This window comes from Streptomyces sp. NPDC096079 (assembly GCF_040303145.1).
GTDB lineage: Bacteria > Actinomycetota > Actinomycetes > Streptomycetales > Streptomycetaceae > Streptomyces.
The window spans coordinates 59,346-74,026 of the sequence record NZ_JBEOST010000016.1 but is presented as its reverse complement, the minus strand read 5'-3'; the positions used below and the strand labels follow the sequence as shown (position 1 = coordinate 74,026).

General features: G+C 72.5%; 14 protein-coding genes. 3 read left to right on the top strand and 11 right to left on the bottom strand.

The annotated features are described in order from the left end of the window. Positions 1–6: 6 nt before the first annotated feature. Entirely contained in the window at positions 7–1,704 is a 1,698-nt protein-coding gene (locus ABTY59_RS27520) for a flavin monoamine oxidase family protein (protein ID WP_352021727.1), read from the bottom strand. Positions 1,705–1,763: 59 nt separating this feature from the next. Continuing rightward, positions 1,764–2,570: a carbon-nitrogen hydrolase family protein gene (locus ABTY59_RS27515; protein ID WP_352021726.1), complete on the bottom strand. Its 807-nt coding sequence runs from the start codon at positions 2,568–2,570 to the stop codon at positions 1,764–1,766. A gap of 287 nt (positions 2,571–2,857) precedes the next feature. On the opposite strand from ABTY59_RS27515, the gene ABTY59_RS27510 reads away from it, so the two are divergent. After that, entirely contained in the window at positions 2,858–3,424 is a 567-nt protein-coding gene (locus ABTY59_RS27510; RefSeq protein ID WP_352021725.1) for a Repetin, read from the top strand. A gap of 90 nt (positions 3,425–3,514) precedes the next feature. Here ABTY59_RS27510 and ABTY59_RS27505 read toward each other — a convergent pair whose 3' ends face one another. Both ABTY59_RS27505 and ABTY59_RS27500 read right to left on the bottom strand, forming a co-directional pair. Beyond that, on the bottom strand, positions 3,515–3,970 hold the full coding sequence (locus ABTY59_RS27505) for an Lrp/AsnC family transcriptional regulator (protein WP_015032260.1): 456 nt from the start codon (positions 3,968–3,970) through the stop codon (positions 3,515–3,517). A gap of 10 nt (positions 3,971–3,980) precedes the next feature. Beyond that, entirely contained in the window at positions 3,981–5,444 is a 1,464-nt protein-coding gene (locus tag ABTY59_RS27500) for an amino acid permease (protein WP_352021724.1), read from the bottom strand. Positions 5,445–5,732: 288 nt separating this feature from the next. Between ABTY59_RS27500 and ABTY59_RS27495 the strand changes: the two genes are divergently transcribed. After that, positions 5,733–6,776: a GDSL-type esterase/lipase family protein gene (locus tag ABTY59_RS27495; RefSeq protein ID WP_352021723.1), complete on the top strand. Its 1,044-nt coding sequence runs from the start codon at positions 5,733–5,735 to the stop codon at positions 6,774–6,776. Between the two features lie 94 nt (positions 6,777–6,870). Here ABTY59_RS27495 and ABTY59_RS27490 read toward each other — a convergent pair whose 3' ends face one another. The 7 genes from ABTY59_RS27490 to fmt all read right to left on the bottom strand — a co-directional run bounded on the left by ABTY59_RS27490 (position 6,871) and on the right by fmt (position 13,806). Further along, positions 6,871–8,313 (bottom strand): GuaB1 family IMP dehydrogenase-related protein, encoded by a 1,443-nt coding sequence (locus tag ABTY59_RS27490; protein WP_352021722.1) that lies wholly within the window; start codon positions 8,311–8,313, stop codon positions 6,871–6,873. Between the two features lie 101 nt (positions 8,314–8,414). Continuing rightward, on the bottom strand, positions 8,415–8,750 hold the full coding sequence (locus ABTY59_RS27485) for a barstar family protein (protein ID WP_352021721.1): 336 nt from the start codon (positions 8,748–8,750) through the stop codon (positions 8,415–8,417). Next, complete coding sequence (locus ABTY59_RS27480) at positions 8,740–9,168, bottom strand: guanyl-specific ribonuclease (RefSeq protein WP_352021720.1); 429 nt, start codon at positions 9,166–9,168, stop codon at positions 8,740–8,742. The genes ABTY59_RS27485 and ABTY59_RS27480 overlap by 11 nt, the downstream gene beginning before the upstream one ends. Positions 9,169–9,220: 52 nt before the next feature. Further along, positions 9,221–10,270 (bottom strand): sugar-binding transcriptional regulator, encoded by a 1,050-nt coding sequence (locus tag ABTY59_RS27475; protein WP_352021719.1) that lies wholly within the window; start codon positions 10,268–10,270, stop codon positions 9,221–9,223. Between the two features lie 121 nt (positions 10,271–10,391). Further along, the gene (rpe, locus tag ABTY59_RS27470; RefSeq protein WP_041128223.1) at positions 10,392–11,075 is read right to left on the bottom strand and encodes a ribulose-phosphate 3-epimerase; all 684 of its coding nucleotides are present in this window, start codon (positions 11,073–11,075) and stop codon (positions 10,392–10,394) included. 150 nt (positions 11,076–11,225) lie between these two features. Beyond that, positions 11,226–12,638 carry an RsmB/NOP family class I SAM-dependent RNA methyltransferase gene (locus ABTY59_RS27465; protein WP_352021718.1) on the bottom strand — a complete coding sequence of 471 codons (1,413 nt, stop codon included), beginning with the start codon at positions 12,636–12,638 and terminating at the stop codon, positions 11,226–11,228. Positions 12,639–12,873: 235 nt separating this feature from the next. After that, the gene (gene fmt / locus ABTY59_RS27460) at positions 12,874–13,806 is read right to left on the bottom strand and encodes a methionyl-tRNA formyltransferase (protein ID WP_352021717.1); all 933 of its coding nucleotides are present in this window, start codon (positions 13,804–13,806) and stop codon (positions 12,874–12,876) included. 229 nt (positions 13,807–14,035) lie between these two features. Here fmt and ABTY59_RS27455 point away from each other — a divergent pair, with 229 nt between their 5' ends. Further along, positions 14,036–14,554, top strand: a complete 519-nt coding sequence (locus tag ABTY59_RS27455; RefSeq protein ID WP_352021716.1) for a hypothetical protein — start codon at positions 14,036–14,038, stop codon at positions 14,552–14,554. The last annotated feature ends 127 nt before the right edge of the window (positions 14,555–14,681 follow it).

The window sequence follows — 14,681 nt, the reverse complement described above, 5'->3', positions numbered from 1 at the left end:
CGGGGATCAGTCCTCGGGCAGCTCGACCGGGGCGATCTCGTCGTAGACGTCGCCCGGGCCCGGGTTGGTGCCGTCGGTCGCGCCGCCGAAGTGGTGCATCACGCCCCAGACCGCGTTGAGCGCCGTCTGCACCGCGCCCTCGGCCCAGCCGGCCGTCCAGGAGATGTCGTCGCCGGCGAGGAAGATGCCCCGCTTGTCCTCGGGCAGCCGGTCCTGCATGAAGTGCGTGAACAGGCGGCGCTGGTAGCGGTAGTGGCCCGGCAGGTTCGCCTTGAAGGCGCCCATGAAGTAGGGCTCGTTCTCCCAGGAGACCGTGACCGGGTTGCCGATGATGTGCTTCCGGATGTCGACCTTCGGGTAGATCTCGCCGAGCGACTTCAGCATGACCTCCATGCGCTCGTTCGCCGAGAGCGGCAGCCACTTCAGGCTGTCGTCGCACCAGGTGTACGAGAGGCAGATGACGGCCGGCTTGTCCGGGCCCTCGTCCAGGAGGTAGGTGCCGCGGGTCATCCGGTCGGTCAGCGTCATCGACATGACGTCCCGGCCGGTCTCCTCGTCCTTGTCCAGCCAGAAGGGCCGGTCCACCGGCACGAAGAGCTTGGACGACTCCATGTAGTGGGTGCGCTCGATCGCCGTCCAGTGGTCGATCGGGAACAGCGAGTCGTCGCAGGCGATCTTGGACAGCAGCATCCAGGACTGGGCGGTGAAGATCGCCGCCGGGAACGTGCGGATGTCGCCGGAGGCGTCCGTGACCGTGATCCGGTTGCCGGCGGTCCGGTTCAGCCGCGTCACGGCCGGCTTCGGGGTGCCGTCGTGCAGGGAGCTGAGCGAGGTGCCCTGCGCCCAGTGGACGATCTTCTCCGGCTCGCGCTCCCACAGGCGCAGCGGCAGCTGCTGCGAGCCGCCCACGATGCCGCGGTGGTGGTCGTCGGCCTCGGTGTAGACGACGCGGAGGATCTCCAGGATGGAGTTCGGGAAGTCGGTGTCCCAGCCGCCGGTGCCGAAGCCGACCTGGCCGAAGATCTCGCGGTGCCGGAAGGACTTGAAGGACTCGGACTCGCAGAGGAAGCCGTAGAAGGTCTGGTTGTCGAGCTTCTCGACGAGCTTCGACCAGATCTCGCGGATGCGCGGGACGTCGCGCTCGCGCATGGCCTGGTTCATGTCGGAGAAGTCCGCGCCCTCGTCCAGGCAGGCGTTCCACGCGTTCATCACGTCGCGGTAGACCTGCGGGAGGTCGTCGACGGTGGTGGCGTAGTGCGACTCACCCTTGAGGTCGACGACGGTCGAGGGGGTCGACTCGGCGAGCGGGTTCGGGAAGGGCGTGGTCTCCAGGCCGACCAGGTCGATGTAGTGCTGGAGCGCGGTCGAGGAGGGCGGGAAGCGCATGGCGCCCATCTCGGCGGTGAGGCCCTCGGTGCCGGTGCCCTCGAAGCCGACCGTGCGCAGGCGGCCGCCGATCTCGTCGGCCTCGTAGACGACGGGCTTGAGGCCCATCTTCATCAGCTCGTACGCGGCGATGATGCCGGAGAGCCCGCCGCCGATGACCGCGACCTCGGTGCCGTGCTCGGTCGCCGGTATCTGGCCGAGACCGGCCGGGTGGGCCAGGAAGTCGTCGTAGGCGTACGGGAAGTCCGGCCCGAACATGGTGATCGGCGGCTGGCCGTCGCTGTGGGGGACGGCGGTCGTGGGCACCGTGGACGTCATGGGGTACGGACTCCTTGCACGGGTGAAGAAAGAGAGCAGGCGGGGAGGGTGGGGGCGGTTCAGGCGAGGGAGCCGTACAGCCCCGGCCGCCGGTCGCGGAGGTAGGGGTTCTCCTCGCGGGAGGCCGCGAGGAAGGCCGGGTCGACGTCGCCGAGGACGAGGTCCTCGCCGCGGCCGGCGCGGGCCCGCGCGGTGCCGTCGGGGCCGGCCAGGGTGGAGAGGCCGACGAACTCGAAGTCGCCCTCGGGGCCGGTCCGGTTGGCGTACGCGATGTAGAGCTGGTTCTCGAAGGCGCGGACCGGCACCACGGAGAGGGGCACGACCTCGGCGGGGTGCATGAGCGCGGTCGGTACGAGGAGGAGGTCCGTACCGGCCAGCGCGTGCGCCCGCACGTTCTCGGGGAACTCGACGTCGTAGCAGATCATCATGCCGACGGTGAGTCCGCCGAGCTCCGCCTGGACGACGGGCTCGTCGCCGGGGGTGAACCACTGGAGCTCGAAGTCCCCGAACAGGTGGGTCTTGCGGTAGCGCGCGAGCGGGGCGCCGTCGGCGCCGATGAGCTGCGCGGAGTTGTACAGGACCCCGTGCCGCTCGGTGTCCCGCTCCGGGTAGCCGTAGCCGACGGCCAGGCCGTGGCGCACGGCGATCGCCGCGACGGCGCGGGCGGAGGGGCCGTCGGCCGGCTCGGCCAGGCGCGCGATGTCGGCGCCGATGGCGTAGCCGGTGAGGAAGAGCTCGGGGGCCAGCAGCACGCTCGCGCCGGCGTCCGCGGCGCGGGCGGCGGCCTCGTCGAGGACCTTGAGGTTGGCGGCCACGTCACCGAGCTCGCCGGAGCTCTGGAGCAGGGCGGTGCGCAGCGCGGGCATCGGCGATCCTCGGGGGTCAGGAGTTGAGGGGGAAGACGTCAAAAACGGTACGGTTTCGGGCTCGGCCGGGACAAGGCGGCAGCGTTGCGGACCGACCGTCGAACCGTTGCGCGATCGACGGGCAGGACGTCGATTCGTTGCGTACGGCTCCGACCGGGGTCGGAGGGCTCCCCCGCCGCACGGCGGAGACGAGGACCGTTCTCCGGCGCGACGCCCGGGCGGGGGCCGCGCGGAAGAGTGGTGGTCGTCCGGAAGACCTGCCGGACGACCTGCCGAAAGGGACCACGATGAACCGTCGTACGAAGACCGTCGCCGCCGCCGCCGCGATCCTGCTCACGCTGGGGGCCGGGGGGATCGCCGCCGCCTCGGCGGACGTCGCTCCCGCCCACGCCGCCGCCACGGCCACCGTCAAGGAGGCTGCCGCGCTGACCGGCACCGCGAAGCTGTACCGGCCGGCCGGCGACGACATCACGTTCTCCTTCGACGCGCATCTGGCGGAGAAGGACCGGCAGGATCCGATGAAGGCCACCGGCACGTTCCGCTTCAGCCACTACAAGGGCGACTGGGGCGGGTACGCGAAGGTCAAGGTGGACTGCCTCGCCACGGGCGGCAAGGTGGCCGTCGTGTCGGGGGTCGTCGTCGAGACCGACGTGAAGGAGTTCAAGAAGGCCCGCGTCGGCGTCACGGTGCACGACGACGCCTCGGGCGACCGGCTCGGCTACACCTGGATGACCGCCGACCCGCAGAAGGACAAGGTGCCGCCGTGCCTCAGCGGCGCGCCGTTCGAGAAGGTCAAGGAGGGGTCGGGCGACTTCGAGGTCGTGCCCTGGGAGGTCGTCTACCCGACCGAGTGACCGCCGAGACCGCCCCACGGGGGTGGGCGGGCGAGGGGCGGTGCGGGAACCACGGCCCGCACCGCCCCGGCCGGCCGTGACCGGGGGGTTCTACGCGGGCGAGCCCGAGGAGAAGCGCCGCAGCAGCGGCGACAGCACCAGGACGGACTTGGTGCGCTCCACGAAGGGCTCACCCGCGATGCGCTCCAGGACGCGCTCGAAGTGACGCATGTCCGAGGCGAAGACCTGGACGACGGCGTCCGCGTCACCGGTGACGGTCGACGCGGACACCACCTCGGGGTACCGCTCCAGACCCCGCCGGATGTCGTCCGGCGAGGTGTTGTGGCGGCAGTAGATCTCGACGAAGCCCTCGGTCTCCCAGCCGAGCGCCGCCGGGTCCACCCGTACGGTGAATCCGGTGATGGCGCCCTCGGCCCGGAGCCGGTCCACGCGCCGCTTCACGGCGGGCGCGGAGAGTCCGACGAGCGAGCCGATGTCGGCGTAGCTGCGGCGGGCGTCTTCCGCGAGGGCGTGGACGATGCGTTCGTCGAGGTCGTTGAGTCGCACTACGGGTGGATCACTTCTGTTCGGATGCCAGTCGGGAGCGGCGAATGCCGTACAGGAAGTAGAACACGAGCCCGGCGGCCATCCAGCAACCGAAGACCACCCAGGTGACGGCGTCGAGGCTGAACATGTTGTACGCGCAGAAGACGAAGCCGAGGATCGGGAAGACCGGTCCGAGCGCCACCTTGAAGGTGCGCGGCATGTCCGGGCGGGTGTAGCGGAGCACGATGACCGCGATGTTGACCAGACCGAAGGCGAAGAGGGTGCCGATGCTGGTGGCGTCGACGAGCTTGCCCAGCGGGATGACCGAGGCGAGCAGACCGCAGAAGAGCGACACGATGACGGTGTTCACGCGCGGGGTGCCGGTCTTGCCGCTGACCTTGCCGAAGACCTTGGGGACCAGGCCGTCGCGGGACATCGCGAAGAGGACGCGGGTCTGGCCGTAGAGGACGGTGAGGACGACGCTGGCGATGGAGATGACCGCGCCGGCGGCGAGCATCGTGCCCCAGAAGGTCTGGCCGGTGACGTCGTTCATGATCGCCGCGAGCGTGGCCTCGGAGCCGTCGAACTTCTTCCAGTTCCACGCGCCGACCGCGACGGCGGCGACGAGGACGTAGAGGACCGTGACGATGAGCAGCGAGAGCATGATCGCGCGGGGCAGGTCGCGCTTGGGGTTCTTCGCCTCCTCGCCGGCCGTGGAGGCGGCGTCGAAACCGATGTAGGAGAAGAACAGGCTGGCGCCGGCCGCGCTGACACCCGCCGTGCCGAGCGGCATGAAGTCCTTGTAGTTGCCGGACTTGAAGCCCATGAAGCCGATGGCGCAGAAGAGCACGAGGGCGGCGATCTTCACCGCGACCATGATCGTGTTGACGACGGCGGACTCGCGGGCGCCGCCGAGCAGGAAGACCATCGCGAGCAGTACGACGATCAGACCGGGCAGGTTGATGACACCGCCCTCGCCGGGTGCCGAGGACACCACGTCGGGGAGGGTGACGCCGATCGTGCCGTCGAGCAGCTCGTTGAGGTACTCGCCCCAGCCGACGGCCACGGCGGCGACGGAGACCCCGTACTCCAGGACCAGGCACCAGCCGCAGACCCAGGCGACGAGTTCGCCCATCGTTGCGTACGCGTACGAGTACGAGGACCCGGCGACCGGGATGGAGCCGGCCAGCTCCGCGTACGAGAGGGCCGAGAACAGGGCCGTGAGACCGGCGATCACGAAGGCGATCGTGACGGCGGGTCCCGCCTTCGGGACGGCGTCGCCGAGGACGACGAAGATGCCGGTGCCGAGCGTGGCGCCGATGCTGATCATGGTCAGCTGCCACATCGAGAGCGAGCGGCGGAGGTTGCCGCCTTCACCCTGCCCACCCTCTTCGACCAGGCGTTCCACCGGCTTGCGGCGGATGATCGCGCCGAGAGCGGAGGTCTTCGGGGTGGCCGTGTCGTCGACCGGTGGGGCTGCGCCTTGATCCAGCACTGCGGAGGCTCCTTATCGCTGCCTGTGGGGAAGGAGACGACCGCGGCGGTACGCGGGCATGCCGAAGCAGGCCCACGGGGGACGGAAACCGCCGAGCAGGCGGTCGCCGCCACTCCTGGTACGGGGCACGAGCCTAAGGGGCAGAGGTTCGCAGTCGTAATGCAGGGTTGTTGCGCAGTGCCGGATGATCATTGCGCGCTTCGGACACAGACGGGCGAACATTGCGCGCCCCCGCATGAATCGACACATCGGGGTGTGAACCGGCACCCGCACGCGTATGGACTCCTCATGTCCGATGACCGACGCTGCGAGCCCCTGACCGCCCCACGATCGGAGGTCCCGGTGCCCTGGCTCGACCCGGCGCCGTTCCTGCGCGGCATCGCCTGGCTGGACGGCGACCGGCCCGTCCGCGCCGACCCCGAGGACCTCGAACGGCTGCCGTGGGACATCGCCGAGCGGGCCGCGCTGCCCATCGGCGTACGGATCGAGTTCACGGCCGCGCCCGGTACGCGCGCGGTGGAGCTCCGCTACCGCGCCGCCGTCCCTGCGCCCGACGACCCCCTGCGCGCGCTGCGCCACTGCTTCGCGCTCTGGCAGGGCACCCGACTCGTCGGCGAGACCTGCGCGGCTCCGGCCCCGGAGGCCCTCGTGAGGCTCCCGCTGCCCCCGGACGGCGGCGTCTTCACCCTCCACCTCCCGGAGGCCCAGGCACCCCTACCGCTCGCCCTGCGGGCCGTCGGGGGCGCCCTGTCGCCCGCCCCGCCGCGGCCCCGCTGGCTGGTCCACGGCGACTCGATCACCGAGGGCTGGTGGTCGACCCGCCCGGCGCACTCCTGGCCGGCCACCACGGGCCGGCTCCTGGGCCTGGACACGGTGAACCTGGGGTACGCGGGCGGGGCGCGGGGCGAGCTCCCCCTGGCCGAGCAGCTGGCGCGCCTCCCCGGGGAGGCGATCACCCTCGCCTTCGGCACGAACTGCTGGTCCCGGGTGCCCGCCACGGCGGACTGGCTCTACGCGACCGTGCGGGCCTTCGTGGGCCTGGTCCGCCGGGGCCACCCTGACACGCCGCTCCTGATCGTCTCGCCGGTCCTCCGCCCCGAGGCGGAGCACACCAGGAACGCCCTGGGCGCCACGCTCACGGAGCTGCGCCGCGCGATGGAGCGGGCGGGCCGGGACCTGGCGGCGGAGGGCGACAGCCGCCTCCACGTCCTCTCCGGCCGCCCCCTCCTGGGCCCGGAACACCTGGCGGACGGCCTCCACCCGAACGACGGGGGTCACGCACGGCTGGCACGCGCGGTGGCGGCGGCGCTGAGCGACGTACTGAAGCCCTGAGCGGCCCCGACGTCGCCGGCGCGGACGCGGACGCGAACGCCGTGGGCCCCCGGGAGAGGTCTCCCGGGGGCCCACGGCGTGCGACGGCGAGCGACTAGCTCCAGCTGGCGTGGAGCGGCTTGCCCTCCGCGTAACCGGCGGCGGACTGGATGCCGACCGTCGCCTTCTCCTCGAACTCGGCCAGCGAGCTGGCGCCCGCGTAGGTGCAGGACGACCGGACGCCCGCGATGATCGAGTCGATCAGGTCCTCGACGCCCGGACGCTGCGGGTCGAGGAACATGCGCGAGGTGGAGATGCCCTCCTCGAACAGCGCCTTGCGGGCGCGGTCGTAGGAGGACTCGTCCGAGGTCCGGTTGCGGACGGCGCGGGCCGAGGCCATGCCGAAGGACTCCTTGTACGCGCGCCCCTTGGCGTCGTGCTGGAGGTCGCCCGGGGACTCGTACGTCCCGGCGAACCAGGAGCCGATCATGACGTTGGACGCACCGGCGGCGAGCGCCATGGCGACGTCACGCGGGTGACGGACACCGCCGTCGGCCCAGACGTGCTTGCCGTACTTCTTCGCCTCGGCGGCGCACTCCAGGACGGCCGAGAACTGCGGCCGGCCGACGCCGGTCATCATGCGGGTGGTGCACATGGCGCCGGGGCCCACACCGACCTTGATGATGTCGGCGCCCGCCTCGATGAGGTCCTTGACGCCCTCGGCGGCGACGATGTTGCCCGCGACGATCGGGACCTGCGGGTCGAGCGCCCGCACGGTGCGGATCGCGGAGATCATCGACTCCTGGTGACCGTGCGCGGTGTCGATGACGAGCGTGTCGACGCCCGCGTCGAGCAGCTGCTTGGCCTTGCCGGCGACGTCGCCGTTGATGCCGACGGCGGCGGCGATCCGCAGGCGGCCGTTCTCGTCGACGGCCGGGCTGTAGAGCGTCGCGCGCAGGGCGCCCTTGCGGGTGAGGATGCCGACGAGCTTGCCGTCCGCGTCCACGGCCGGGGCGTAGCGCCGGTTGGCGGCGTCGAGGGTGTTGAAGGCCTCACGCGGGTCGATGTCGGCGTCCAGGAGGAGCAGGTCCCGGGACATGACCTCGGCGAGCTGGGTGAAGCGGTCGACGCCGGAGAGGTCGGCGTCGGTGACGACGCCCACCGGACGGCGGTTCTCGTCGACGACGACACCGGCGTCGTGGGCGCGCTTCGGCAGCAGGGAGAGCGCGTCGGCGACGGTCTGGTGGGGTTCGAGGACGATCGGGGTGTCGAGCACGTGGTGACGGCTCTTGACCCACGAGATGACGTCGGTGACGACCTCGATCGGGATGTCCTGCGGGATGACGACCAGGCCGCCGCGGCGGGCGACCGTCTCGGCCATCCGCCGGCCGGCGATGGCGGTCATGTTGGCGACGACGAGCGGAATGGTGGTCCCGGTCCCGTCGGGCGAGGAGAGGTCCACCGCCTGGCGGGAACCGACGGCCGAGCGGCTCGGCACCATGAACACATCGTCGTACGTCAGGTCGTAGGGCGGCTTGACGTCATTGAGGAAACGCACGTGCTGACATCCCAGTCGTTCGGATCGGCCCCTAGGCATTTCAGCCAGGGGAAAAAGCACGTAGTTCATTGTCCCACGCCGGTACGAATACCAGCCCCGGGCTAATCATCCGAGGCTTGCGGCAGGGACTTCGTCGGATCATCCGAATACTCCCCCAGGGCGAGGAGCACGGAGAGGCGCGTGGGGCGTTCCTCGACCGCCGTGGCGAAGACCTCCTGGGCGGTTCCCCACTCACGCGGGCGCGTCCTGGCGTACTCCTGCCAGCCGGTGACGACGAGGGTGACCGGCTCGGGCAGGTCGGTGAGGCAGTCGGCGAGGGCGTCCCAGTTGCGGCCGAACCAGTCGGGCAGCGCGAGCGCGCCGGCACACCGGTCCATGAGCGCGGCCTTGTCCACGACGCCGGTCAGGTCGAGGACGACGGGGTCGTCAAGCCTCATCCGTGACCACCTCCCGGAAGGTCTCGTAGTGGTCGTCGGTGTAGTAGGTCTCGCCGTTCCGTCCGGTGACGATCCGGCGCGCTCCCCGATCGCGTTCGCCGGGGGTCTTCACGGTGTACTCGTGGTAGTAGCCACGCGCCTCGCGGGGCAGGACGCGTTCGAAGTTCGAGAAGACGGTGCCGTCCTTGGCGTACGGGAAGGGGCCGCCGCGCGCGATGAGGGCGAGGGTCTTCCGCGCCTCGGGCGGGAGGTCCGCCGCCCGCACGGTGGGCAGCCCGGAGGTGCCGGTGGGCGCGGCGGCCACGGTGGTGCGGGCGGGGGTGGCGGTGCCGGTCCCGCCGCCGCTCGCCGAGGAGCACCCGGCGAGGAAGACCGCGAGGACGAGCGCGAGGAGCACGCGCAGGGGCCGGAGCGACATGCCCCGAACATACCGTTACGGGATGGCTCCGGCCCCTCTTGGCGTGCGGCGCTCAGCTGCCGTCGGGGTCCTTGCGGTCGAGCGCCGGGTGCGTGCCCGGGCTGGACTCGGTGAGCAGGTAGTCCGCGGCGGCGCGGTCGGTGACCAGGCTGGTGACGAGCCCGGAGCGGAGCACCGCGCCGATCGCCGCCGCCTTGCGCTGGCCGCCGGCGATCGCCACGACCTCGGGGATCCGGCGCAGGCGGTCGGCCTCGACGGTGATGCAGCGCTCGCCGAGGTCGCGGCCGACCCGACGGCCCTCGGTGTCGAAGAGGTGCGCGGACATCTCGGCGGCGACGCCGAGCGAGGCGTAGTGGGCGCGCTCGGCGTCGGAGAGCATGTCGTGGACGGTCGAGATGCCCGGCTCCCAGGAGCCGATGGAGACGCAGGCGACGGTGACCTTGTCGAAGTACTCGAAGGCCCGGGCGATGCCGGTCTGGCTGCGCAGGGCGGCCGCGGTGGCCGGGTCGGGCAGCAGCATGGGCGCGTAGATGGGGTGGGCCTCGCCGCCCGAGACCTGGGCGGCGCGCCGCACGGCCTCGACCGAGCCGCGCTCGGCGGTCCCGGCGTCGTACACCCCGGTGAGCTGGACGACCGTGCAGGGCGGGAGGCGGTCGAGGGCGGCCGCCATGTGGATGGTGGAGCGGCCCCAGGCCAGGCCGAGGACGTCGCCCTCGGTGACGAGCTCGCCGAGCAGGTCGGCGGCGACCTCGCCGAGGTTCTCCGGATCGGGCGACTCGTCGTCGCCCTCCGCCGGGGACTCGACGACGACGGCGTGGCGCAGCCCGTAGCGGGCGCGCAGCGCGTCGGAGCGCTCGGCGTCCAGCTCGGCCGGTACGCGGATCTCGATGCGCACGAGGTCGCGCTCCAGGGCGGTCTCCAGGACCCGGGCCACCTTGAAGCGGCTCACGCCGAACTCCTCGGCGATCTGGATCTTGGACTTGCCCTCCAGGTAGAAGCGGCGGGCCATGGCCGCCGCCTGCACCAGCTCCGCGGGGCCCATCCGCAGGGCTGACCGTCCCGCCGACATACCGGCCACCGCGATCTCCTCACTGCTGTTCACGTACCGCTGTTCACGTACGGCTGTCGTTCACACTCTGGACTCGCCGTTCATCCTGTCAGAAACGGCGGGCCTTGATCAGTCCTGTCGGCGGCCCGTCGGACCGCGTTCATCCGCCGGAGGCTCAGTGGCCACACGCCCACGCGGCGGAGGCGGTCGCGGCCTCCGCGCGGGCCCGGAGCGAGGCCACGGCCGCGGCCGGATCCGCCGCTCCGTACACGGCGGAACCGGCGACGAAGACGTCGGCTCCGGCCTCGGCGCACCGCTCGATCGTGGACTCGGCGACCCCGCCGTCGACCTGGAGCCACAGTTCCAGACCGTGCTTGGAGATCAGCTCACGGGTGCGGCGGATCTTGGGCAGCATGATGTCGAGGAAGGCCTGGCCGCCGAAGCCGGGCTCGACGGTCATGATGAGCAGCATGTCGAGCTCGGGGAGCAGGTCCTCGTACGGCTCGATGGGCGTGGCCGGCTTGAGCGCCATGGAGGCCCTGGCCCCCTTGGCCCGGATCTCGCGCGCGAGCCGCACCGGCGCGGCGGCCGCCTCGACGTGGAAGGTCACCGAGCCCGCGCCCGCCTCGACGTACTGGGGGGCCCAGCGGTCGGGGTCCTCGATCATGAGGTGGCAGTCGAGCGGGGTGTCGGTGGCGCGGGCGAGCGACTCCACGATCGGCACGCCCAGCGTCAGGTTCGGTACGAAGTGGTTGTCCATCACGTCGACGTGCAGCCAGTCGGCACCGCCGACGGCCTTCGCCTCATCGGCGAGCCGGGCGAAGTCCGCGGACAGGATGCTGGGGTTGATCTGCGCCATGTGCCAAGCCTCCCACGTTCTTGGGCACTTCTTTGCCGCTCAGCGGTTTCGCATCCGGTCCAGACCAATTTCGGTACGAAGCGACGAGCGCGGGACCGGGAGGAACCGGGAGATTGCGGTCAGATGATCGAAGGGTCGGGGGCCCGGACCTCAACCGGTCCGGCGCAGCAGCGCCAGATACATGGCGTCCGTGCCGTGCAGATGCGGCCACAGCTGGACGTCCGGGCCGTCGCCGAGCGCCGGGACGCCGGGGAGCAGCGGGCGGGCGTCGATCAGCTCGGCGCCGCCGGTCTTCTTCAGGACGTCGTCGACGACCACGCGGGTCTCGGCGAGGTGCGGCGAGCAGGTGGCGTACCCGACGACGCCGCCCACGCGGACGGCGCTCAGCGCCTCGGTGAGCAGGGCGCGCTGGAGCGGGGCGAAGCCGTCCAGGTCCTCGGGACGGCGCCGCCAGCGGGCCTCCGGACGGCGCCGGAGGGCGCCGAGGCCCGAACAGGGCACGTCGACGAGGACGCGGTCGAAGGAGCCCGGGCGCCACGGCGGGCGGGTGCCGTCGGCGGCGATCACCTGGTACGGGCCGGGGTTGCCGGCCAGGGCGCGCTCGACCAGGCGGGCGCGGTGCGGCTGCTTCTCGGAGGCGAGCAGGAAGGCACCGCGCTCGGCCGCGAGGGCGCCGAGCAGGGCGGCCTTGCCGCCGGGACCGGCGCAGCCGTCGAGCCAGCGGGTGTCGGAGCCCTCCACCGGTGCGGCGGCGAGGGCGATCGCGACGAGCTGGCTGCCCTCGTCCTGGACGCCGGCGCGGCCGTCCTTGACCGCCTCGATGGCCCCGGGCTCGCCGCCCTCGGCCATCCGCAGCGCGTAGGGCGACCAGCGGCCCGGGAGGGTCTCGGTGGCGGCGGCGAGCTCCTCGGTGGTGGAGCGGCCGGGGCGGGCGACGAGGGTGACCTCGGGGCGCTCGTTGTCCGCCTCCAGGAGGTCCTCGATCCCGGCGCGGCCGCCGCCGAGGGAGTCCCAGAGCGCCGAGACGACCCAGCGGGGGTGCGAGTGGACGACGGCGAGGTGGTCCTCGGCGTCCACGTCGTACGGCGGGGCGACCTGCTGGATCCAGGCGTCGAGGTCCTGCCGCGAGATCTTCCGCAGCACGGCGTTCACGAACTTGGCGCGGCCGTCGCCGAGGACCACGCGCGCGAGCTCGACGCTGGCGGAGACCGCGGCGTGCGTGGGGATCCGCGTCCCGAGCAGTTGGTGCGCGCCGAGCGCCAGCACGTCGAGCACGGGCGGGTCGACCTCACGCAGCGGCCGGTCGACGCAGGCCGCGATGATCGCGTCGTACGTGCCCTGCCGGCGGAGCGTCCCGTAGACGAGCTCGGTCGCCAGCGCGGCGTCCCGCCCGTCGAAGTCGCCCTTCTCGCGGGCCTTCCGCAGCAGCGGCGGCAGCACCAGGTTCGCGTAGGCGTCCCGCTCGTCCACCGCCCTCAGCGCCTCGAAGGCGAGCATCCGGACGGGGTCCTTCTGCGGCCGACGGTAGGGCTTGTGGGGACGGGGACGTGCCTGCTCGCTCAAAGGTGCTCCGCGTGACGAAATGAGGGGTGGAACTCCCTCAGCGTACGTCCGTCCGCGCCTGCCGGGGAAAACGCCCCCGGCGGACCGCCCGGGCCTCGGCCGCGATCAGGCGCACGGCCGGCCCGGTGCCGCCGCCGCCCGCCTCGGAGGCGAGGAGCACGGGCGGCTCGCACCGACGGGACGCGGACCTCCCCGACCCACCAGGACCCTTCGGGGGGGGGCGGGAGCGGCGCCGTCAGGCGCCGAGCCGCTCGTCCGGGGCGATGCGGACGCCGCGGGCCCAGTCCGCGGCCTTCATCGGCTTCTTCCCCTGGGGCTGGACCCAGAGCAGTTCGACGGCGTACGAGCCGGTGCCCGCGTACACGTTGTTCTTGCCCACGGCGAGCTCGCCCGGGGCCAGGCCCGTGCGGTCCGGGAGGGGGGTGACCTGGATCAGCTTGAGGCGCTCACCGCGGAAGACGGTCCAGGCGCCCGGCGCCGGGGTGCAGCCGCGGACCACGCGGTCCACCCGCAGCGCGGGGGCGGCGAAGTCGACGTGGGCGTCCTCGACCTGGATCTTCGGGGCGAGCGTGAGGCCCTCGATCGGCTGCGGAACGGCCTTGAGCGTGCCGTCCTCGATGCCGTCCATGGTCGCGGCGAGCAGCCCGGCGCCCGCGAAGGCGAGCCGGGTCAGCAGGTCGCCGCTGGTGTCGGTGGGGCGGACGTCCTCGGTGACGACGCCGTAGACCGGGCCGGAGTCGAGGCCCTCCTCGATGAGAAAGGTGGAGGCGCCCGTCACCTGGTCGCCGGCCATCAGGGAGTGCTGCACGGGCGCGGCGCCGCGCCAGGCGGGCAGCAGCGAGAAGTGCAGGTTGACCCAGCCGTGGGCGGGGATGTCGAGGGCCACCTTGGGCAGCAGCGCGCCATACGCCACGACCGGGCAGCAGTCCGGCGCGATCTCCCGCAGCCGCGCGAGGAACTCCTCGTCGCGGGGCCTGGCCGGCTTCAGGACCTCGATGCCGGCCTCCTCCGCACGCTGGGCCACCGGGCTGGCGACGAGCCGCCGGCCGCGCCCCGCCGGGGCGTCGGGCCGGGTGACCACGGCGGCCACCTCGTGCCGCCCGGAGGCGAGCAGGGCGTCCAGGGCGGGAACGGCGACCTCGGGGGTGCCTGCGAAGACGAGCTTCATGGGTGGCGACTGCCTGTCTCTCCGGGGGCGTTGCGGGCAGCGCACCAGTCTAGGCGGCTCGCGCGAAGGGGGCGTACGGGAGGACGAGCGCCCCGCGCATATGCGTGTACGCCCCCGCAGCGTGACCTAGGTCCCGGTGGCGCGTTGGTCAAGAGAGATTGACCGAATCGGGCCGCTGTTCCCCCCTCCGCGGCCCGCCCCCTTAAACGCCGGTTCGAGAGGCTTTCACATGGCCGACCACGCAACCCACGACGCCCAAGCCCGGGCGAGTCTGCACCTGCTGGTGCGGGACATCGAGCGGGTCCGGCGGCAGGTGGACGCACTGCGCACGCTCACGGCCCAGCTGGGCAATGTCTACCGCCCTCGCCGCTCCGGCCCGTCCACGGGCTTCGTCGTCTACGGGCGCGCGCCCGCGCCGACCGTACGCCTCGCGCAGGAGCTGCGGGACAGTGTCGAGACCCTGGTGACGGCGGCGGTCGACTTCGACCGCTCGCTCGGCTTCTCCTGGGACGCGGTCGGTTCCGCGCTCGGGGTCACGAAGCAGGCCGTCCACCGCCGCTACGGCGCCCGCCGCGCGCCCCAGCCGGGTGCGGCCGTGGACCAGGACCACGCGGTGGAGCCGGGCACGACCCGTACGCTCCCCTCGGTCCCCGCCGCCCGCTCGATGCCGCCGCAGCCCACCTCGGGCAGCGCCGCCCTCCGCGAGGACCCCCGCCCGTCGGCCTTCCCCGGCCCGCGCAACGGCTGACTGACCCGCGCGACCGCAGCACCGCGGACGGCGGGACGGCGGGACGGCGGGACCGAGGGACCGCAGCACCGCACACCACGGCACCGCACACCGCGGCACCGCACACCGCGGCCGCCCGCCCCACAGG